Source organism: Bacteroides ovatus, from assembly GCF_001314995.1.
Lineage (GTDB): Bacteria > Bacteroidota > Bacteroidia > Bacteroidales > Bacteroidaceae > Bacteroides > Bacteroides ovatus.
This window is the reverse complement of sequence record NZ_CP012938.1, coordinates 2,996,324-3,019,134: the sequence shown is the minus strand read 5'-3', so window position 1 is coordinate 3,019,134 and position 22,811 is coordinate 2,996,324. Positions and strand designations below refer to the sequence as shown.

The 22,811-nt window shown below is 41.5% G+C and carries 16 protein-coding genes, 1 tRNA gene and 2 pseudogenes; 13 read left to right on the top strand and 6 right to left on the bottom strand.

The features are described from left to right. Nucleotides 1-4: 4 nt before the first annotated feature. The 13 genes and pseudogenes from Bovatus_RS12015 to Bovatus_RS25665 form a co-directional block, all read left to right on the top strand. Entirely contained in the window at nt 5-1,771 is a 1,767-nt protein-coding gene (locus tag Bovatus_RS12015) for a RagB/SusD family nutrient uptake outer membrane protein (RefSeq protein ID WP_052587903.1), read from the top strand. A gap of 29 nt (nt 1,772-1,800) precedes the next feature. Beyond that, a complete protein-coding gene (locus Bovatus_RS12010) occupies nt 1,801-2,769 on the top strand; it encodes a phosphodiester glycosidase family protein (protein ID WP_105096245.1) in 969 nt (322 codons plus the stop codon). Between the two features lie 13 nt (nt 2,770-2,782). Next, nucleotides 2,783-4,696, top strand: a complete 1,914-nt coding sequence (locus Bovatus_RS12005) for a choice-of-anchor Q domain-containing protein (RefSeq protein ID WP_052587902.1) — start codon at nt 2,783-2,785, stop codon at nt 4,694-4,696. A gap of 84 nt (nt 4,697-4,780) precedes the next feature. Then, nucleotides 4,781-5,728 carry a phosphodiester glycosidase family protein gene (locus tag Bovatus_RS12000; protein WP_004297747.1) on the top strand — a complete coding sequence of 316 codons (948 nt, stop codon included), beginning with the start codon at nt 4,781-4,783 and terminating at the stop codon, nt 5,726-5,728. A gap of 42 nt (nt 5,729-5,770) precedes the next feature. Further along, complete coding sequence (locus Bovatus_RS11995) at nt 5,771-6,724, top strand: DUF6528 family protein (protein WP_052587911.1); 954 nt, start codon at nt 5,771-5,773, stop codon at nt 6,722-6,724. Nucleotides 6,725-6,730: 6 nt separating this feature from the next. Beyond that, a pseudogene (locus Bovatus_RS11990) lies at nt 6,731-7,299 on the top strand (glycoside hydrolase family 3 N-terminal domain-containing protein); the annotation flags it as partial. Then, nucleotides 7,275-7,409 (top strand): fibronectin type III-like domain-contianing protein, encoded by a 135-nt coding sequence (locus tag Bovatus_RS25880; RefSeq protein ID WP_349894419.1) that lies wholly within the window; start codon nt 7,275-7,277, stop codon nt 7,407-7,409. The pseudogene Bovatus_RS11990 and the gene Bovatus_RS25880, both read left to right, overlap by 25 nt. Nucleotides 7,410-7,433: 24 nt before the next feature. Next, nucleotides 7,434-10,013 carry a glycoside hydrolase family 3 C-terminal domain-containing protein gene (locus tag Bovatus_RS11985; RefSeq protein WP_004297743.1) on the top strand — a complete coding sequence of 860 codons (2,580 nt, stop codon included), beginning with the start codon at nt 7,434-7,436 and terminating at the stop codon, nt 10,011-10,013. A gap of 4 nt (nt 10,014-10,017) precedes the next feature. Beyond that, entirely contained in the window at nt 10,018-12,441 is a 2,424-nt protein-coding gene (locus Bovatus_RS11980; RefSeq protein WP_032855575.1) for an outer membrane protein assembly factor BamB family protein, read from the top strand. Between the two features lie 204 nt (nt 12,442-12,645). Further along, a complete protein-coding gene (locus Bovatus_RS11975; RefSeq protein WP_170834904.1) occupies nt 12,646-13,014 on the top strand; it encodes a hypothetical protein in 369 nt (122 codons plus the stop codon). A 1-nt stretch (nt 13,015) separates the two neighbouring features. Further along, entirely contained in the window at nt 13,016-13,360 is a 345-nt protein-coding gene (gene tnpB, locus Bovatus_RS11970; protein WP_004297053.1) for an IS66 family insertion sequence element accessory protein TnpB, read from the top strand. Between the two features lie 88 nt (nt 13,361-13,448). Then, nucleotides 13,449-15,227 (top strand): IS66 family transposase, encoded by a 1,779-nt coding sequence (tnpC, locus tag Bovatus_RS11965; RefSeq protein WP_004300191.1) that lies wholly within the window; start codon nt 13,449-13,451, stop codon nt 15,225-15,227. Between the two features lie 485 nt (nt 15,228-15,712). Then, a pseudogene (locus Bovatus_RS25665) lies at nt 15,713-16,015 on the top strand (transposase); the annotation flags it as partial. A gap of 21 nt (nt 16,016-16,036) precedes the next feature. Here Bovatus_RS25665 and Bovatus_RS11955 read toward each other — a convergent pair. The 6 genes from Bovatus_RS11955 to sppA all read right to left on the bottom strand — a co-directional run bounded on the left by Bovatus_RS11955 (nt 16,037) and on the right by sppA (nt 22,702). Beyond that, nucleotides 16,037-17,272, bottom strand: a complete 1,236-nt coding sequence (locus Bovatus_RS11955; RefSeq protein ID WP_004298933.1) for a site-specific integrase — start codon at nt 17,270-17,272, stop codon at nt 16,037-16,039. Between the two features lie 456 nt (nt 17,273-17,728). Then, nucleotides 17,729-17,801 (bottom strand) — tRNA-Phe (locus Bovatus_RS11945). 161 nt (nt 17,802-17,962) lie between these two features. Next, nucleotides 17,963-19,000, bottom strand: a complete 1,038-nt coding sequence (gene thiL / locus Bovatus_RS11940) for a thiamine-phosphate kinase (protein ID WP_004298938.1) — start codon at nt 18,998-19,000, stop codon at nt 17,963-17,965. Between the two features lie 16 nt (nt 19,001-19,016). Then, on the bottom strand, nt 19,017-19,826 hold the full coding sequence (locus tag Bovatus_RS11935) for a purine-nucleoside phosphorylase (RefSeq protein ID WP_004298940.1): 810 nt from the start codon (nt 19,824-19,826) through the stop codon (nt 19,017-19,019). Then, on the bottom strand, nt 19,783-20,913 hold the full coding sequence (gene lpxK, locus Bovatus_RS11930) for a tetraacyldisaccharide 4'-kinase (RefSeq protein ID WP_004298941.1): 1,131 nt from the start codon (nt 20,911-20,913) through the stop codon (nt 19,783-19,785). Before lpxK ends, Bovatus_RS11935 begins: the two co-directional genes overlap by 44 nt. A gap of 10 nt (nt 20,914-20,923) precedes the next feature. Then, nucleotides 20,924-22,702: a signal peptide peptidase SppA gene (sppA, locus tag Bovatus_RS11925; protein WP_004298943.1), complete on the bottom strand. Its 1,779-nt coding sequence runs from the start codon at nt 22,700-22,702 to the stop codon at nt 20,924-20,926. Nucleotides 22,703-22,811 lie beyond the last annotated feature (109 nt).

The following is a 22,811-nucleotide window of genomic DNA, read 5'->3' as shown; positions in this document are numbered from 1 at the left end:
TATTATGAAAAAATATATATTTTCATGTATTTGCATTTTGTGCTTGTCACTGTCCGGATGTGATTATTTGGATACTGAACCGGGTGACGCAATTTCTAGTGATCGTTTCTGGGAGACTTCTAATGCTGCCGCATTAGAGCAATATTGCAATCTTTATTATCCTAAACTCATCAAGGGACATGGTGATCCTTTGTCTTGGAATATTGGCAATATGATTATGCAAGAGTATCAGTCTGATAATCTTTTAGCAGCTGGTGCTAGTAGTATTACATTTGGTCAAAACACTGTAATGACTAGTAGTGCTGACTGGGACTGGTCTACAGTGAGAGGTTGTAATGCTTTTCTTGAAAATTATGAAAAGTCTCCCGCTTCGGATATTGATAAAAAGAAATTTGCTGGAGAAATCTTATTTTTCAAAGCTTTTGATTATTTCAATAAGGTGTGTCTTTTTGGTGAGGTACCTTGGTATGATTCTACGTTGAATAAAGATAACCCCGAACTATATAAAGGACGTGATTCTCGTGATTTAGTGATGACCAATATTTTGGCTACCATTAATAAGGCTATTGAGTTTTTACCTCGCAAGACTAAAGTTTATCGTGTGAGCCGCGATGCCGCTCTATTACTCAAAGCCCGTATCTGTCTTTATGAAGGTACTTGGCGTCGTTATCGTAATGTAGAGGGCGATGTAAAATTCCTCGAAGAGGCTTACAAAGCTTCTGGAGAGCTGATGGGGTATGGTTATGAATTGTATAAGGCATCGGGTACAGACGATAGCTATTTCGATCTTTTCATACAAGATAATTACAATGATAATTCGGAGGTAATTCTCTCTCGTGAGTATGACCCTGCCCTCAATATGGGGCACAACGTGCCTAATAGTATTCCTAATAGCGAACAGGGTATGAGCCGTGATTGTTTTGAGGAATACTTGTGTGCTAACACAGGAAAACCCATTTCTCTTTGTGGTTGCCACAATCCCAACATGGGATATAATGCAGAGATGAAGAATCGCGACGGACGTCTGTTACAAACAGTATGTTTGCCCGAATCTGGTAGTAAATATGCTCGTTTTTTATATCGTACTACTGGCGGTCTGTTGAAAGGTGGGGCTCCTAATATCTTTTCTATTCTTCCCAACTCGGATACTCGAACCTTCTACGCTGCATCTTGTACTGGATATTCGGTATGTAAGTTCTATAAGGCATCTGAGCACTATGTGGGTAATCACAAAGGTGGTATTGACGCTCCTGTTATGCGTTATGCTGAGGTCTTGTTGATTCGTGCTGAGGCTGGTGCTGAGTTGGGGAAAGATCCCGAATTGGATAAAACCATCAATCAGCTTCGTGCCCGTGTAGGATTTACTTTTAAGTTGGAAGCTGATCCGATAGCTGATCCGGATTTGATTGCTAAATATCCTAATGTGAAAGGTGATAACGCTAACTTGATTCGTGAAATCCGTCGCGAACGTCGCATTGAGTTGTTTGCCGAAGGTTATCGTTGGGACGATGTTTGTCGTTGGAATGTAGGCGAGGTTGTATTTAACCGTGTGCGTCGTGGTGCTAAGATGGATCCCAATTTGTACTCTGCCGATGAGATAAAGACTATTAAAGATCAAGTAGGATTCGATGCCGATGGTTTTATTACTCCCTATGCTAAGCGAGTTACTTATAGTATGAATTTTACGGCTAAAAATTACCTGTACAACATTCCGTTGGACGAAATATCATTGAACCCGAATCTACTTCCTCAGAATCCGGGTTGGGAATAAGTAGTCAATTACTGTAAATGAAAAGAAAGATGGAAAATATGAAATACACTATGTCATACATTGCAAAGAATTTTCGAGTAGCATTGATGCTGTCACTCATGATGTTATTGTGTAGCTGTTCTAGTGAAGATAAATTGGAGCTTCACAAAGGAGCCACACTTCCCATTATGCAAGGAATAGCCGATAATGTGCCTTACATTCAGTCGGTAGAAAAAGAATTAACTTACGACTTGTATGATGGGGTACGCATTACCGATGTCATCTTTACCTATTGCGCTAAACCTACCCGTATGATTATTGCTGAAGTAGATTTAAATAAGAATGTGACCATAGTTACCTCTACGCCTGATAATAAGCCGGAGGTAGGTAAAATTCTGCAACAGGTAACTGTACAGGCCGAGAAAGCTGAAGCAGCCGGACGCAAAGTGATTTTGGGAACTAATGGCGACTTCTATTCTAAGAAAAATGATCTTTGGATTCCTGGTGGGCTATTCTACAAAGACGGTGTAGCTATCAAGACTGAAATAGGTTGGGAGGCTGATCATGTATTCTATATGCTCAAAGACGGTACGGCACATATTACTTCTGTTCCAGAGTTTAAATTAGTAGAGCGAGAGGTGGTGCATGCTATTGGTGGTTGGCAAAGAATGGTGCAAGACGGTGAGGTAGTGAAGAACTTTACCGTAAATGACAACGCCATGCAATTCCATCCACGTACCTTTGTAGGTGTGTCTGCTGACAATCGCAAGGTTTATTTATTTGTTGTTGATGGTCGTCAGCCCGAATACTCTAACGGTATGCGTCTTGAGGACATGATGTTACTCTGTCAAGGTGCTGGTTGTTACCAAGCGTTCAATATGGATGGCGGTGGTTCTACCACTATGGTACGTCGGGTAGAAAAGGGCAGTTCAGTGTCATTTGAGGTAATGAATCAACCTTCAGACAATCCTGCCAGATCGGTGATAAACGGCTTACAAGTTATTGAAAAAACTAATTAAAAAACGGAATAGTATGAATACATATAATATGAAATTCCATGCTTGGTTTAGGGAGGTGTTGGGATTGTTCTTGGTAGCTTTCATAGCTTCGTGCGATGACTCCGATTTGATACGTCGCGTTGAACCAACTCTTGAAATTCAAGATGAATTGTTGATGGGGCCTGTCGCTTCTCGTCAGGTAATTGATTTACACTCTTCGTATCCATGGTTTGCCGAAGCTTCCGCTTCATGGATTAAACTGAAACGCTATCGTGGGCAAGCTTTGTTGCCCGACTCTATAGTGGCTGAAATCGAAGAGAACCCGGAGATGGCATTGCGTGAAGGCTGGATTGAGATTCGTTTGATGGATCAAATGTCGAAACGCATTGTTGTGAAACAAAACGGTCGTGGTTCATTGATTACGTTATCTAAGGAGGTACTTTACTTTAATATTAATGGTGGTGAAGCTGTTTTGGATGTAGTAACCGATCTTGAATGGAATGTAGAAGAGGAACAGATTGGTGGATTTACCTTTAAGAAAGTAGACGATACTCATTTGAAAGTTAAAGTTGCTAAGAACACCACTGGGACCGAAATAAGAAAGAGTATTATTTTATCCGACACGGGTAAGACTACAGAAACCAAATTGACAATTGTCCAGACCAATGTGGAAAAGATGTTGTCTATTTCTTTATCCGAAACAGAGAAAAATATGATTACTGGCAAAAAAGGAACACAATTAAACATTCCAGTCTCTTTGAATTTACAATTTGATTGTAAGGTTTCTCATTCTTGGATTCATGTGGGTGAACTTCCTGAGTTTAGCGGTGATATTGTGCAGGATGTAAACATTCCTGTCGAACTGGATCCTAACGACGGATTTGAAGACAGAACAGGATATGTAGTTGTCAAGAATCAGGGCGATGTGGTAGAAGTATCGGATACTCTCTATGTTACTCAGCGTCTCTACAGTCAGATTGTTTATGTGAAAGCTGGAGCCAATGGTGATGGATCTAGCTGGGAGAGAGCGTTTGGCACTATCGAAGAAGGTCTGTCAGCCTGTGCTCACTATGGTGATATGCAAATGTGGGTAGCTGCAGGTGACTATTATTTGAAAGATTGGACCGAGTTTAAGAAGGTGAATTTCTACGGCGGTTTTGAAGGAAAAGAGACTACTGTGGCTGAACGTACCATGAAGCGTAAATCTATTCTTCATGCTGCACCATCTAATGTCTGGCCTTCTGTTTACATGTATAAATTGACAGAAGGTACAACACGTGTTGTTGATGGTTTTGAATTTGTAGACTCTAAGGGAAAACAAGGTGAAGGCGCTTTGATAGCTTATGAATATTGGATGATTAGAAACTGTGTGGTGAGAAATAATACTTGTGCCCGTGATGCTGGTGGCGCATATTTCTTGTGTACATTGATTAACTGTGTGATACGTGATAACGAAACATTAAGTACATCTTCTACAATGAATGTTCAACAAAGCACTTGTCTATACAATGTGACTGTGGTAAACAATAGAAGTGCTGGTAGTAGTGCCGGTGTTCGTTTAGGTAGTGGTACCTGCCAGATGGTGAATTGCGTGGTATGGGGTAATATTCATACTAAAGGTGATTTACACAGTGGCTATTTGGATCAGAACAAGGCTGCTATTTTTAAGAATTGTGCTATTCAAGGCGGATGGATTTATAATGGTGGAAATACTCCTCAAGTTTCTAATTGTATTAATCTGAATACGGATAATGCCGCTACCGATGGTCCTCAATTTGCTGATGTAGCAGGTAAGAACTATCAGCCCACAGAGAACTCTCCGTTGGTTGATGCCGGTTTGAACTCTGTGGTAAAAGATTGGAATTTGCTACTTGATATTCAAGGAGATGCTCGTATATCGAACGCTGGAATTGATATCGGTGCATTTGAGTGGCAAGCCAATAAATAGAATATAGTGTAATATAGAAAGCAATTCTCTATAGTTCATAATAAAGAATTGCTTTCTTTATTTGTTTACCTAATTAAAAATATTATGAAAAGTAAATTCTTAACAATGAAGCTTATATTGGGAGCACTGGTATTATCTTTTAGTTGTGCTTGTTCTAGTAGTAATTCTGAAGAGGCTATGCCACAAACCGCCATAGGACGGCAATTGGTTGAATCTGGTATGGCCAATGACGTGACTTTAGATAACGAGAGTGTAGTGCGTGATGGAATAAAATTGAATGAATTGGCTTTTAAAACGTTTGGAGAGTCTCAGCATATTTTTGTGGCTACAATCGACTTAAACGAACTAACTTTTACTCCGGCTACAAAAGACGATAAGAATGTGCCGGCAACAGGACCTGAATCTAGTGCGCCTCTCCCGATTCATGCTTTTGCGGCCGAAGCAAACGGAAAAACTGTTTGGCTTGGTGTAAATGGTGATTATTATGCTGACAATCCACGTCGTGTCATGGGTCTTTTCTATAAGGACGGAGTGTGCATCAATTCGCAATATTTTGAAGGGCACGATGAGGTGTTGTATCAACTGAAAAATGGTGAGACCTACGTGGGACAAGCTGATGAGGCATTGGCTCACGAAGCCAATCTGTTGCATGCGTTGGGAGGATATGGGCTATTAGTTAAGGATGGGGTGGTTCAAAATTTTTACGAAGAGATGGGTGATTTGCAGAATACCCATCCGCGTACTAGTGTGGGGCTTTCTCAAGATAGAAAGACTATGTATGTATTTGTGGTGGACGGTCGTAGAAAAGACTCTTTCTTTGCGTTGGGACTTACTTTGCCCCATCTGGCTACCATGATGAAGGCTGTGGGATGTTATAACGCTATCAACCTTGACGGAGGAGGGTCAACTACGCTTATAATCCGAAAAGTGAATGATGGTGGGAAGCCGACTTTTCCTATTTTGAATACACCGGCCGATGATCGGGTACCCCGTAAGGTTACCAACAGTATGTTGATTATAGAAAAGAAGTAATTGTATAAAGCCGACTTAATAGATTTAAAAGAAAATAGAATAATGGAAAAGATTTTATATGCCGCTATGTGTGCGATATTGTTCCTTTGTTGTAGTTCCAGCGATGAATCCGAAGCAAATTCCCAATCCCCTTTTACGCTTCCTGACAAAGCAATTGTACTGGCCGAGCAAGCCTCTAAGTCAGTTGTGATACTCGATGCTTCCACTTATCGTACTGTATGGAGTTGGAATCCGGAGAAGGCCGGTGTACCCTCCAATTGTCAAACATGGTTTCACAATCCTAGTGAGGTTAAGCCAGTGTTCAACAATCAGTATATCTTGATGACTGCATCAGGTGGTGCTGTAGCTCTTATACGTATTGCCGACAGTAAATTGATGTATTATGCGTATGTGGGTGAAAATCCACACTCCGCAGAGATTTTGCCCGATGGAAATCTCGTGGCTGTATCGTCTACCGATGGTAAGTTACGTACATTTATGACTGATACTATTAAAGGAACGGGCAAGTGGTTTGCCTCTTACGAGCTTCCTAGTGCCCACAACGTGGTATGGGATCTCCAAAGAGAGTTGCTTTACACCACCGAAGGGATTAAATTGTGTACTTATAAGTACAATTTCAACCGCAAGGAACCTAGATTGCAAGATCGAAGCGTAATCTTCGAATTACCCAGCACCGAATCGTGCGGGCATGATCTCTTTCCCGTGTATGACAAGACCGATGTGTTATGGATTACTACTAATGAGAATGTGTGGCAATATGATATAAAGAACAACAAAGCTGAATTGATTTATCCGCTTTACGCTGTGAAGAGTGTGTGTAATAGTGCCGACGGGGTACTGATGTTGTATCCTACTACCGAGTGGTGGTCTGATGGTCTGATAAACGAGAAAGGTAAGAAACTATTTAGCATCTACGGTGCTAAAATTTATAAGGGGCGTTGGGTAATGAATAATACCTTCAGCTACCCCAAGGAGCATCAACCCAAGTTTGAGTAATATATAATGAAAGTATGGATATTAGGAGCAGTGGGTCTTTGGACGATATGTAGTTTTGCACAGCAGCAAGAGGTTCCCATTTATTTGGATAATAATCAACCTATAGAGAAGCGTGTGGAAGATGCTTTGGCACGCATGATTTTGGAAGAAAAAGCGGTAATGACCCATGCTCAATCTAAGTTCAGTTCTCCCGGTGTTCTTCGTTTAGGGATTCCTGAAAACTGGATGTCTGATGGTTCCACGATGTACGTGAAGAACTGCTTTGGGATCAATGGAATATAGCTAAGTGGACGAATGATTCTTGTATTGCCTTTCCGGCATTAACCTGTTTGGCGGCTACGTGGAATCCCGAATTATCTTATATATATGGAAGCAATATTGGAGAAGAAGCACGCTACCGCAATAAGAATGTCCTATTGGGGCCGGGAGTTAATATCTATCGTAGCCCGCTGAACGGCCGGAATTTCGAATATATGGGAGAAGACCCATTTGGGGCATCCCGTATGGTAGTACCTTACATAAAAGGTGTACAGAAAAACGGAGTAGCTGTATGTGTGAAACATTATGCACTGAATATTATGACGATGAGAAACACGAATGGGTGGTGGAACCGGGAGAATTTCGAGCTTTAATAGGAGCCTCCTCAGCCGATATTCGTAGTAGTGTAAAGTTTAAACTTAGATAAATAGATTAACCAAAATAAGAGAATATGAAGAAATATATAGGCCTCGTACTAGTGGCGATGTCGGGCTGTATACTTACAGTTAACGCACAGCAATCATTTTCTTATAAGAATCCACTTCTTCCTACAGAACTAAGAGTGAATGACTTGCTGGGCCGGATGACACTGGAAGAAAAGATAGCTCAGATTCGTCATTTGCATTCGTGGGATGTGTTCGATGGACAGATCCTGAATCAAGAGAAGTTGGATAAGATGTGCGGTGGAATAGGATATGGGTTCTTTGAAGGTTTTCCATTGACGGCTGCAAGCTGTCGTAAGACTTTCCGTGAGATACAAACCTATATGGTAGAAAAAACACGTCTGGGTATTCCCGGATTTCCGGTTGCCGAATCTTTGCATGGAGTGGTGCATGAGGGAACAACTATCTACCCTCAGAATATCGCGATGGGGAGTACTTTCAATCCGGAACTGGCTTACGAAAAGACTAAACATATTGCAGGCGAACTGAATACGATGGGAGTGAAGCAAGTGTTGGCACCTTGTATTGATGTTGTACGTGATTTACGTTGGGGACGTGTAGAAGAGTCTTTTGGTGAAGATCCTTTCCTTTGTTCAAAGATGGCGGTTGCTGAGGTAAAAGGATATATGGAACATGGAATTTCTCCGATGTTGAAGCATTACGGTCCGCATGGTAATCCTTTGGGTGGATTGAATCTGGCTTCGGTGGAGTGTGGTGTACGTGATTTATTTGATATTTATTTGAAACCATTTGAGGCTGTGCTTGCTGAAACTGAAATTATGGCTGTCATGTCCAGTTATAATTCTTGGAATAGAATTCCTAATTCTGCTTCTCGTTTTATGCTGACGGATATTTTGCGCAATAGATTTGGTTTCCGGGGATATGTTTATTCGGATTGGGGAGTTGTCAGTATGCTGAAGACTTTCCATAAGACGGCGGCGGATGATTTCGAAGCGGCCCGGCAGGTTTTGACCGCCGGAATGGACGTGGAGGCTTCCAGCTCTTGCTATGCAGTGCTGGCTGATAAAATACGGAATGGAGAGTTTGATATCAGCTATATCGATCAGGCCGTGAGACGAGTGCTTCGTGCTAAATTTGAATTGGGGTTATTTGAAGATCCCTATCAGGAACAAGCAGTCTATCGGCTTCCTCTCCGTTCGAAAGAAAGTGTGAAACTTTCACGTAGGATTGCAGACGAATCGACCGTATTGCTGAAGAACGATGGACAGTTGTTGCCGCTGAATGTTCGGAATTTGAAGTCAGTAGCGGTGATTGGTCCTAATGCGGATAATGTACAATTTGGAGATTATACCTGGAGTAAAAAGAAAGAAGATGGAGTGACACCGCTTCAAGGAATCAAAAACTTGTTGGGTGATAGGGTGAAAATCAACTATGCTAAAGGATGTTCTTTGGCTTCTTTGGATACTTCGGGGATAGCGGAGGCTGTGGATGCTGCCCGTCATAGTGATGTTGCTTTGATATTTGTGGGGAGTTCGAGTACAGCGTTCGTACGTCATACTCAAGAGCCGTCTACTAGCGGAGAAGGAATCGATTTGAGTGATATCTCTTTGACCGGTGCACAAGAACAATTAATACGTGAGGTTTTTGCTGTGGGAAAGCCGGTGGTTGTTATATTGGTGGCAGGAAAGCCTTTTGCCATACCTTGGGTGAAAGAGAATATTCCGGCGATATTGGCACAATGGTATGCTGGCGAACAGGAAGGAAACTCTATTGCGGATATTTTGTTTGGCAATGTGAACCCTTCCGGAAAACTGACTTTTTCATTTCCGCAAAGTACGGGGCATCTCCCTGTCTATTATAACTATTTGCCTACGGATAAAGGATATTATAAAGAGCCGGGAACTTATGAAAAGCCGGGAAGAGATTATGTTTTCTCAAATAGTTCCCCGCTATGGGCATTTGGATATGGATTGAGCTATACTCAATTTGAATATCTGAAAGCTGTTACAGATAAGGAACTCTATCAGGCTAATGATACCGTTTGTGTGACTGTTCAATTGAAAAATACGGGGAAAAGAACCGGGAAAGAGGTGATACAGGTATATATGCGAGATGTGGTCAGCTCGGTGATGACACAGGTGAAGCAGTTGAAAGGTTTCAGAAAAGTAGATTTACTTCCCGGACAGACACGGGAAACGACTATAATGATTCCTGTTCATGAATTTTATCTGACAGATGATTTGGGCAATCGTTATCTCGAATCGGGCAAATTTGAATTACAGGTAGGTACTTCTTCCGACCGGATTTATTTCAACCTTCCGGTGTATATCGGTTCTTCCGGAAAGGGAGGACAGACGGTGTCCGGTACTTCTTTCAAATCACGGACAGATGGAAAAGTGATTCAAGTAAAAGGAACTGTCCGTGATATACAGGCAACTCCGCTTGCCAGAGTGAAAGTCCAGTCCGAAGAATCCGGTGAAAGTGCGTTGACTGACTATCGGGGCACATATACTATCAAGGTGAAAGATAATGGCAGACTTATTTTCTCGAAAAAAGGATTTGCCGATAAAACAATAGAAGTAGAGGGGCAGACTGATGTCAGTATTCAAATGGCTAAAGGTGAGTAGATACATGAAATACTGTATGGCTATTGGTTTGCTGGGTAGTATGACTTTACAAGCTATGGCTCAATATACAGGAAAGGTTTTCGTTGATGAGAACAGAAATGGTCTCCTCGATGAAGGTGAAAAACGATTGCATCGGGTCTCTGTTTCCGATGGGTTAAATGTGGTACAGACAGATTCAAATGGCGCATATCAATTGCCCGGACATTCCCGTATGCATTTTCTGTTTATTACTACTCCTTCCGGATATAAGACTGATAATGCCTACTATTACCGGATAGAGAACGGTCGTACGGAATACGATTTTCCGGTATATCCTTGTTATGGAGGAATTCAAGCTGACGGTAGTCACCGGTTTATACATATCTCTGATACAGAAATACGTGGAAAAGAAGGGAATCAAGCGTGGGTGGATAATCTCCGTGACTATTCGGCCAATGAGAAAATAGCTTTTATCGTGCATACAGGGGATATTTGTTATGAATCGGGACTGAACAGTCATATAGGCTTGCTGAATACCGCTTTGATGGAAGACACGCAAATCTTTTATGGAATAGGCAATCATGACTTGGTGAAAGGTGCTTATGGGGAAGAACTTTTCGAGAAACTCTACGGACCGGTATTCTATTCATTTGATGTGGGGAATACACATTACATAATGACACCTATGCTTCATGGAGATTATTTACCGGAGTATACTAAGGAAGATGTATATCGCTGGATGAAAAATGATCTTGCTTATGTAGGCAAGGAGAAGTCGATCATTGTTTTCAATCATAGCCTGCCGGAAGATACGGTAGCTTTTAAATATGGTATGAGTGATACGGAGTATATAGATTTACCGGCTATGGGATTGAAAGCTTGGTTGTACGGTCACTGGCACGTAAATCATGTGCATAAGCATAAAGTGACAGGGGTGTATACTATCTGTACCTCTACGCCTGCTTGTGGTGGTATTGACCATGCACCTTCTGCTTTTCGTGTACTGACTGTTGATACAGAGGGAAACGTGGCGTCCGAGTTCCGATACAGTTATCTGTCTCCTTCATTACATATTGTTTCGTTGGAGAATGGACAGCTGCCAACACTTCCTTCCGGAAAGATTCCTTTGTCCGTCAATGCCTACTCTACGGTTTCCCCAATACGAACCATGCGTTATTGGTGTGAATCGGAAGGTAAAAAAGTTCTTTCCTCCAATCTTTTGAAACGTCAGAGTGATTTCAATTGGTATGCGGAAATTCCTTTGCTTTCTCAATGGGAACATCGGCAGCTTACTGTAATAGTGGAGGCATTTTTCAATAATGGAGAGGTAAGGCGATGCAGGCGTTCGTTTTTTTATGAAAAGCCTGAAAGGAAACAATTGCCTTTGCGGTTGTCATGGATTAAAAATGTAGGCGCTTCTATTTTTATGTCTGCTCCTTTGGTATATCGGAAACGTCTATTTACGGCATCGGTCGATGATAATGAATCGGGGAAAGCGGCTGTAGTGTGTATGGATGCGCAAAATGGAACAGTCTGTTGGCGGTATTCACTTCGTGGCTCTGTACGCAGTAGTATTGCGATTGCTGATGGACTGGTCTTTGCCCAAGATGTACATGGTTACCTATATGCGATTCAAGCAGAAACTGGGACATTGGTTTGGGAAAAAGATTTAAATATCGGTGTACTTCCTCCTTTGAATGACGGTTTGGTTGCTGTTTCGGATATAGTATATGCCGGTACAGGAAAATCATTATGTGCCTTGAAAGCAGCTACGGGGGAACTTATTTGGAAGAATGGAGCTTGGAGCAGGGGGGAAGGATGCGTGGCAACACTTTCTCTTGGACATAGTATTCTGATTGGGCATGCAAACTGGAAGGGGTTGTATGCCAATAATGCTGTTAATGGTGAGTTGTTGTGGGAGAATAAAGATGCGGAATTAAAATATCGTTCGGCCTCTGTTGCTTGGGAAGGAGAGAATCTCTATCTTCTTTCTTCCCGTTCCTTTTTTATCTTGAATTCAAAGAACGGTGAGATTATAGTACGTAAAAAATTGAATTGTTCGGTCAATGTGAATTCAACTCCTTTAGTCACTGGATCCGAGATAATATTTGGAACAGCTACTAATGGAGTCATAGCTTTAGACAAGCAGACCTTAGAAGAGAAATGGAATTTTAAAACAAACCCCGCTTTGATTTATACATCTCCTTATTCTAAACCATCATCTTCAACTGTAGAGACTAGTCCAGTGTTGGTTGGAGATACTATTTTCTTTGGGGCTTCTGACGGAATACTGTATGCATTGAACCGTATAAATGGCAAACTGCTGTGGAAATACCAAACCGGTGTACCCATATTTTCTACAGTATCTATTGCGGGAAATGCTTTGTATGTAACAGATTTTGCCGGTAATGTGTATGGGTTTATAATGAATAATAAAACACAAGATTAACGCGAATTATCGTAGATTATCACAGAAATGACTTTATAAGTTGTTGATTATTATATCAATATAGGGATATTCAATAAATGTCTTAAAAAAATACGATGGCATATGAAGATGATGTCCTAATATCGGGTAACCATTCTATTTTCCGCCTTGACATAAGTTGTTAGCCGCCATATCTTTGCGCCGTAACCTTTAACAAGAATGATTATGGCAAAAGAAAAAGTAAACTATCAGGAGGTATATGACCTCTACCAGTTATGCAGCGAGACCAAAGATCTTCGAGAGTTCTGTGCTGATTATGGTGTAAATTACGACAAGTTCATGAACTGGCAGCGTCACCAGTTGTGGAGTGAGAAGTTAGGCAAGACAGTCCAGGTTGAGCAGCCCAAGGTTGCCAAAGTCCAGATAACCGGGAAACCATGCAATAGTCCAACTGTGAAGTTGGACGTGAAACATCCTGAAGGTGAACCACCAATAAAATGGATCAAGTTACAGCTGGCGTCTGGCGCAACACTGTTCCTGAGAAACACCACCGTTCTTGATTTGAGCCTGTTGCTTAATAAAATGATAGGATGATATGCTTGGACTGAGTGCTAACCTTAACTATTACCTGTTTAACGGTAATGTTGATTTGCGGAAAGGCATTTTCCGTCTGTGTGAGAGTATAAGGGAAGAAATGTCCCTTGACCCGAGCGATGCGTCCAATGTATATATGTTCATGTCCCGGAACCGAAAGGTTGTGAAGATACTTCATTACGAACGCGGTTTTTATGTGCTTTACGAAAAACGTCCTGTTATGGGCAAATTCAAGAAACCTGTATTTGATGAAGTCTCCAGGTGCTACCGGATACAGTGGTCGGACATGGCTTATCTTACGGAAAGCATTGTAGTTGACAAGATGTACGTTAGTCCGAAAGGCTAATATTAACATACTGATTATCAACAGGATAGTATAAAAAATAAACGGTAAAAAGTTTGCGTAAGTGCCTGATTTTTCGTACCTTTATATCATGATTGATGAAAGAGCATACGAGTTACTTTGCTGCCAGCTGGGTCTGGCGAATGAGGAAAAGGCAGGTCTTCGCAAACAGAATAAAGAATTGATTGCGAGGCTTGAGTCTATTGAAGAATCCAACAGGGAGAACTCTAAAAATCTGATAGATACCATCAATGATCTCAAAGATACCATCGAAAAGCAGTCAACCACGGTTGAACATTACAGGAAAGAAATGGAACTTATGAGAAAGCAGCTTGAAGCAAAGGATGAGGTGAACAGGATGCTGGCAAACGAGATCTCCAATCTCAGACTTCAGCTTGAGGACAGCAGGAAACACCGTTTCGGCCGTACTTCCGAGCAAAGAAGGCTGTTGAACAACCGTAATCTCGACAAGTCCGCTCTGGAACAATCCGAGTATGACGGTTCTGACAGGAAGGATGATAATAATAAGACCGATGATAACGAAACCGGCAGCAATACCTCTTCCGGCAACATACCTGCCCAGAACAGCAAACCTTCAAGGAGAAAGGAAACCGCACCACGTGCCGGGAAAACAAAATTGAAAGTTGACAAGGTGGTAGTACATGAAGTGGACGAGTATTACACGCTTCCAGAAGGGGGACGGTTTATGAACCGCAACGGTATGCCTGATGTGTGGGAATACAGGGTCATAGAACATGTAAGGGCTTATAACGTGGAGCATGTTTACAAGGTGGCAAGGGTAAAGCTTGCGGACGGCACTTTCACAAGCACCATGGAACATCCGCTGAAAAACCTTGGAGGTATCTTCTCTCCTGAACTGCTTGCCCGTCTGCTTTGTCTGAAATATGACTTCAGCATGCCTGAGAACAGACAGATAAGACTGCTTGCAAGAGAGGGTATCCACATAAGCAATACCACGCTGAACAGCTATATCCATAACGGAATCGCCAAACTAAGGGAGTTCATGGAAGATGTCTTCAAGGAGTTTGTACAGAGAGCTAATTACCTTATGGTTGATGAGACTACTGAGCTTGTTGGAGTGGAAACAAAGGAAGGTAAGGCTTACAGGAGAAAGTACTTATGGGCTTTCTTTGCCAAGCATATTAAGATGGTCTATTATCACTATAATAACGGCAGCAGGTCGTCCGATGCGGCAAAATCATTCCTGGAATATTTTATGGGAACCATATCCACTGACGGATATACGGTTTACAGGATGTTTGACGGAGACGACTCAAAGGTGCTTCATATAGGATGCTGGACGCATTGTAGAAGGTTGTGGGTTGATGCCCTGCCTTCAGACAGAACAGCGATGGACATAATAGATCCTATCGGTGAGATGTTCAGAAATGAAGACCTGTTCCGTATGATGAAACTCAGCGGTGAGCAGATTAAGGAAAGAAGGCTTAAGCTAACAGGACCGATTCTTGAACGTATCCATCATAAGGTGGTCATTATGATGCAGGATGCGAAGATTATGGCTAACGAACTGATGAGAAAGGCCGTGAACTATACGATAAACCAGTGGAAATCCTTGAGAAATATCCTCAAGGACGGTTCAGCAGAAATCTCGAACAACCTCTGTGAGCAAAGGATGAAACCTGTAAAGCTGCTGCTCAAGAACTGTATGAACGTTGGCAGTGAGGATGCGGCAGAAAACTCTGCATTCACCTTCTCTCTGATAGAAAGCTGTAAGTTGAACGGCATAGACCCTCAGAATTACCTGAAACACTTGTTTGAATGTATTCTTCATGGTAAGGACTGCGACAAGAAGGCTCTTCTGCCATGTTTCTATAAACCGGAATGTTAAAACAAAAATATTTTCTTACGGGCATTTTTATTTTATCGGCTGAAAGACAGCCGATAAAATTGGCGTGGCGGAAAATAGTATGGTTACTAATATCGGGATGGGACTATCCATCTGATTGTGTAAATAGAAGGAGGCTGTCTCAAAATAGAATTTCAAGAACGAAAAACTTATAGATTGAAATCTCTTTAGAAAAAATCTCCTTATTTTGCCCTTTCTTATAAGGAAATAAGGCTAAAATAAGGGGATTCTTATACTTCAACTTACAGATTATAAGTAAGGCTACCTCATTTTTCTATTTTGAGACAGCCTCATTTCTATCAAGAAAAGGTCTGCATGTATATGCGCCACCTTTTTTCAAAGGCTGTCTCTTATAACCGCTTTGTGGAATTGGAAAAGAGGTGGCCATCCCGTTGGCTTTGTTTATCAAAAAGATACTTTTAGGCAAATGTACAGGCATCAGTTTCGTTGACAGTACTCCTTTACGGGTATGCAAGAACCTCTTTCAAAGATTGTTTGTCAATGGCATACAGCTTATAACCAAGTTAAAAAGCAATATGAAAGGAACGTTGATGTCACTTTCAGACAAACTCCTTCTTAGGAAACGAACCATTATAGAAACCGTTAATGACGAACTCAGGAATATATCACAAGTGGAACATTCAAGACATAGAACCTTTGATAATTTCATTGTCAACCTCTTGGGTGCAATCGCAGCATACTGCTGTTTTCCAAAGAAGCCGTGTATCAATGTTACGAGAACAATTGATATACAGCTTGCCTTATTTTGAATTTGTCGAACTCACGTTAATTTATTGTGTCAATTGCTCCTTAACATGAATCATGGATTTCTTTAGGCTTGCATTCATTACTCGTGCGTAATGTTGCGTCATTCGTGTGGAAGCATGCCCAAGCATAACCGATACATCTTGTAGGGGTACATTGTTAGCGAGCGTAATGGTAGTCCCGAATGTATGCCGGGCGACATGAGTGGTGATATTTTTTTTAATCCCGCAGAAATCTGCTATTTCTTTGAGATAGCTGTTCATTTTCTGATTGCAGGGAACTGGGAGACAATATCCTTTTTTGATACAGACAGGATTATTTTCATACTTTTTTAGTATGGCAAGCGGAACGGGAAGTAGAGGTATGTTACAGATTGAAGATGCTTTACGCCGATGCATCAGTTTGATTCTTCCTTTTCTGATCCACCAGTCTCCATTATTATCTTGCACCATATCTTCTTTTTTGAGCGTGGACACATCGACAAATGCCAGACCGGTGAAACAGGCGAAAATGAAAATATCCCGTACCAGTGCCAGTCGGGGTATAGTGAATTCCTTATTCATAACGGTCTGTAATTCGTCATATGTGAGGAATACAGGAGCTGTTTCATCCTGTTCCATTTTGTATCCATAAAACGCATCTTTCTTCATCCAACCTTTTGCCAGTGCCATATTTGTGATTTTCTTGAAACATTTCATATATCGTACAATAGTGTTGCGGCATAAACCGACTTCTGTTTTTAAATGAAGGTCAAAGGCTTTTATGAATTCCGGAGTGAGTTCATGGAAAGTAATATCTTCTTTGTCATAAAATGTAGGAATGGAATTTTCGAGTTTTTTCAGTACATTTTTGTAACGGTTGATGGTCACTGGTGCATAGTCAATATTCACAACTTTCTCCATCTCCTTGATTTCTTGTCGTATTGCTCCAAGCAGGGTACGCATTTCCGTATCCTTACCGAATACACGTTTTAATATTAAGGAGGGAGTGGATATTGCCTGCTCCAGTATAAGTTCCTTATACTTTTCCAATGCTCGCGTGGCTAATTCAGATAAATAACTGTTGAGTTCATTGGAAGCCCGGTCTTTTCCTTTACTACATCCTTTGGCTGCGTTCCACAGTTTGAGAGGAACGCTTCTTTGGATTCGTGTTTCTTCGTATTGACCGTTAATTGTGATCCTCATTAGAATAGGTGCTTCACCATTTTTTAATAATTTCGTTTTGAGAACGAAAAACAGAATCTTCATTGTTCCTTGTTTCATAACCTTTTTTCTTTAAGTTGGTAAATACAATTAGTTATTCTGTCAACTTGAAAGATGAGTTGGAAGTCGGTAAAAAAGTTAAAATCGGTGGCTTTTTGGTAGACATGGTCTGAAAAACCATCGTTTTTTTTAGTTTTAAGATTCTCTTTGTTTTCCTTCATCTTATATTTGTCAGTAAAGGAAGAATCTTTTTTGCTTTTCTTTTTTCGCTGTTTCCATTACATTCAAGCAGGTATGCAAAAGTATGTTTTTGCTCCTAAAAATGATTGGCGCAAATTATTGTAAATGAGTGAAATATAGTGCAATCGGTGGTTTTTTAAAGGGACTCTGAAAAAGCCACCGAATGGGACATTTCCAGATACTCGAATCGGCTAGAATTTGCGTATTGGAGTATAAAAGAAAACCCATTGAAATGACTGAATTTCAATGGGTTCCGAGAAATTACCGAATCGATAGTGGTGCCACCAGGAATCGAACCGGGGACACAAGGATTTTCAGTCCTTTGCTCTACCAACTGAGCTATGGCACCTCATGCTTGTTCGGTCCGGTAATATCTCTTTTGCGGTTGCAAAGGTAGTGAAACTTTTGGATTCTGCAAGTCTTATGGAAATAAAAAACACTGATAAAAAGTTAGTCGGCTAATTATCAGTGTTGTATAAGATGAAAAATATTTCAGGTATGTGATGAAATCTATTGCTTATCTTCTTTTAATGGATTCCATCCCTGTGCTTTTAGTTCGAATTCTTGTCCATCACGGGTAATCAATGCACAGCCAAGTTCGGGTTTGGTAATATGTCCGATGAGACGAACTCCTTCCATTTGTGAAATTTTCTCATGATCGGCGATGGAAACAGTAAAGAGTAGTTCATAATCTTCTCCACCATTCAAGGCACAAGTCGTAAGATTCATGTTAAACTCTTCAGCCATAACAGCAGTCTGATAATCGATTGGGATATGCTCCTCGTAAACGCGGCAACCAGCATTGCTTTGTTTGCAGATATGCATCAGTTCTGATGACAGGCCGTCGGAAATGTCCATCATAGAAGTAGGGACAATATTGGCGGCTGCCAATTTCTCAATGATATCTTTGCGCGCTTCCGGTTTCAATTGGCGTTCTAATAAATACTCTTTGCCGGAGAAATCCGGTTGGACATCTTTATCACCTTGCAATACGACTTTTTCACGTTCCAAGAGTTGTAAACCCATATAGGCTGCCCCCAAGTCGCCGCTGACGCAGATCAGGTCAGTGTCTTTGGCGCCATTACGGTAAACTACTTTATCCTTGTCGGCATCGCCAATACAGGTGATGCTGATAGCAAGGCCTGTCAAGGAAGAAGTGGTATCGCCTCCCACAATGTCGACATTATATTGCTGGCAAGCCAGACGGATACCGGAATAAAGTTCGTCCATATCTTCCACGCTGAAACGCTTGGAAAGACCAAGAGATACCGTAATCTGCCGGGGAGTACCGTTCATGGCATAAATATCGGAGAAATTAACTACTGCTGATTTATATCCCAAATGCTTCAAGGGAACATAAGTCAGGTCAAAATGCACACCTTCCATAAGCAGGTCGGTTGTTACCAGTACTTGCTTTTCTGAAGGGTAGGAGAGAACGGCGGCATCGTCGCCCACTCCATATTTGCTGGATTCGTTTTCCAGTTTGATTCCCTCGGTGAGGCGGTCAATCAGACCAAACTCACCGAGAGATGCTATTTCAGTTCTCATAAATCGGGATGATTGTTTAGGCACGGTTGATAAGTTCGCGCATGATCGTGGTCATTTTCGGTTGAGCAGCGTCAGCGGCTTTCTGAACTTCTTCGTGTGTTACTTCTACGATTTTTCCTTCTACTCCTAAGTCGGTAATGACGGAAATACCAAAAACTTTGATACCACAATGGTTGGCTACGATAACTTCCGGAACGGTAGACATACCAACTGCATCAGCACCAAGGATATGGAATAATTTATATTCGGCAGGAGTTTCGAAAGTAGGACCTTGCGTACCAATATACACTCCGTGTTGTACTTTAATTCCTTTTTCTTTGGCAATCTCGTCAGCCTTACTAATCAATTCCTTGCAGTATGCTTCGCTCATGTCCGGGAAGCGAGGTCCGTAAGGGATATTTTTTCCGCGAAGCGGATGTTCGGGGAAATAGTTGATATGGTCAGTGATAATCATCAGGTCACCGATTTCGAAATCTGCATTTGTACCGCCACTGGCATTGGATACAAACAAGGTTTTGATACCTAATTCACGCATGACACGTACAGGGAAAGTTACTTCTTTCATCGAATAACCCTCGTAATAGTGGAAGCGTCCCTGCATAGCCATGATATCCTTATTGCCTAGTTTGCCGAAAATCAGCTTACCGCTATGACCTTCGACGGTAGATACCGGGAAGTTGGGGATATCCGAATACTTTATTTCATACTTCTCGGTGATTTCGTTTGCCAAACTGCCAAGCCCGGTGCCTAGTATAATAGCAGTTTCCGGACTGGTATGCATCTTACCTTTCAGATAAGCTGCGGTTTCTTGTATTTTCTCTAACATAGTCAATAATATGTTGGTTAAATTTATCTTGTTGATTTTGTAATATTTCAATTTCAATAGGCAAGGCGTAGATAAATGGTTTCAATTCCTTGTCCAAAGCCGGATGGTTAATCAGGCGTGTTGCATCTTTCTCGGTGGTAATAATCAACCGGTGTTCTCCTTTCAGTTTATGAAACCGTTCTTTGATAAGCTGTATATCCCGATGAGTGAAATTGTGGTGATCGTCAAACGATAGTAAATCTATTTGTTTGGTACAACCTTCCAGTCTTTCGAGAATAGGGGCAGGTGAGGCAATTCCCGTCATCAATAATATATCAGTGTTTGTCAGTGAGGACAAAGCAACCTCATGGTTTGTCGAAATTGCATTTGTGTCCGGAGACATGGTAGGGAACACTGGTTGCAGGTTACCATACCGGAACGATGAGAAGAATAACTGTTGATATGGATAAAGGTTCAGCCGTTTCGTGATAATGTTATAATCAATAGGCTTGATGTCTTGCGGGCATTTGGTGACAATAACGATTTGCGCCCGATTCTTGCCGCTAATTGGTTCACGAAGCCGTCCTGCGGGGAGCAAAGTGTCATCACAGAATAATCGGTGATAATCCGTTAACAGAATACTCAATCCCGGTTTGACGTATCGGTGCTGGAAAGCATCGTCCAATAGGATAACATCTATTGAAGGCTTTTGCAGTGCAAGCAACTTTTCTATGCCATGACAACGCTTTTCATCGACAGCTACTGTGACAGACGGGAATTTTTGATGCATCTGGTAAGGTTCGTCGCCAATGCTTCTTGCCGTACTTTCCGGAGTTGCCAATACATAACCTTTCGTGTGCCGTTTATATCCCCGGCTTAATACAGCTACCTTATATTGATTACAAAGAAACTTTATCAGATATTCAGTGTGTGGAGTTTTTCCTGTCCCTCCTACAGCGAGATTACCCACGCTGATGATAGGTATATCAAAACTCTTTGATTGAAGAACTTCCCAGTCAAAGAGTTTATTTCTCATCATTACCACTGCTCCGTAGAGCCAGGAGGCAGGGTAGAGCCACTTATGTATCTTGATAAAGTGTTCGTCCATGTATTACGGTTTATTTTATATTCAGTTCGAACGGAATACGTGCCTGAATCATGGATTGTTCTTGCAGATTTTTCAGTAAGCCGAATTGCTGGTAGTACTCGCCTAATTTACTTTTCAGTAATTGTGATTCTACATAATTCGTCGGTTTCGTATCAAGCAGGGAAGACAGGAAATCTTGTTTCTCAGGATAAGACACAACGGTATAGCCTTCGATACCGGCTTTTGCAACAGCAATATCCAGTGCCTTGTCAATGCCACCTAATTCGTCTACTAATCCCAGTTCTTTAGCAGTTTCCCCAGTCCATACACGGCCTTCGGCAATCTTCTCGATAGCTTCCTTCGTCATGTGACGTCCTTCGGCACAACGAGTTACAAAGGTATCATATCCTTCAGTTATCATCATTTGAAGCAATGATTTCTCATCCTCGTTAAACGGACGCATGATATTTCCGAAATCAGCGTATTTATTCGTTTTTACGACATCATAACTTAAGCCGATTTTGTCAGTCAATCCTTTCACATTAGGAATCATACCGAAGATTCCGATAGAACCGGTCAGGGTAGTAGGCTCTGCAACAATCGTATCGGCAACGCAAGAGATGTAGTAACCTCCTGACGCAGCATAATCACCCATAGAGACAATGACCGGTTTCTTTGTTTTCAGCTCTTTTACAGCATGCCAGATTTGTTCCGAGGCGAAAGCGCTTCCACCTGGAGAGTTGACACGGAGTACAACAGCTTTCACATCATCATTATCTTTCAATTTGCGCAGGTCACGAATGACTTTCGAACCGACAATCCCGTCTTCGGAAGTTGCAGAGCTCGGATAGTCTGTAATCTCACCGGATGCATAATAAACAGCTACGATATTACCGCTTTTATCTTTCGGCACATTTTTCCTTACGTTCATCATGTCGCCCAATCCTAATATAGGAAGATTATCATCTTCATTGATCTCTACCAATTTCTTAAGATAATTGCGCACATCATTGCGATAAATCAGTGTATCAGCCAATCCGCATTTTATACTCTCTTCTGCCGGATAGAACATGAGCATGCGATCTGCATAAACATTCAGTGAGTCTACAGAAATATTGCGTGAAGTAGATACCCCTTCCGTAACCTGCCCCCAGATAGAAGTGATAAATGTGGTAACCTGTTCGCGGTTGGCAGGACTCATTTCCGTAGCAATAAACGGCTCTACGGCAGATTTGTAAGTTCCTACCTTGAACACCTGCATCTCAACTCCTATTTTTTGCAGCAAATCTTTGTAGAACAGGGGAGCAGAGGCGATACCCCGCCATTCAATCATTCCTTTGGGATTGAGCAACACCTTATCGGCTGCACTGGAAAGATAATAAAGTCCCTGCGTATAGGAGTCTGCATAAGCAATAACGAATTTTCCACTTTCTTTGAAGTCGAGCAGTGCGTTGCGGATTTCCTGCAAAGAAGCATAGGAGGTGCCTAATGAGTTTGCCTGTAGATAAATCCCTTTAATATTTTCGTTTTCTTTAGCCTTCTGGATAGAAGAAAGAATATCGTCCAGTCCGTACGTGTTAGATCCGTCACCCAACAACTGTGATAAAATACCCAGCGGATCTTCTTGCGTACGTTCAACCAACGTTCCGTTTAAGTCGAGCATCATTACAGAATTCTTTTTTACGATTGTTTCCGTGTCCGAAGCAGACATGATGCCAAACAACGTTACCATGCTGATTATAAATAATACAATACTTGACAAAATGATACCTGTCACCGTGGCAAGTGTAAATTTCAAGAAATCTTTCATTATACTTATTGTTTTTTGCGCCAGCTTGTTATTAAGCTAACAAAGATAAATAATTGAGTTGATATTTATTCAATAAGTCGTACGAATTTTTGTTTTATCACAGCGAATC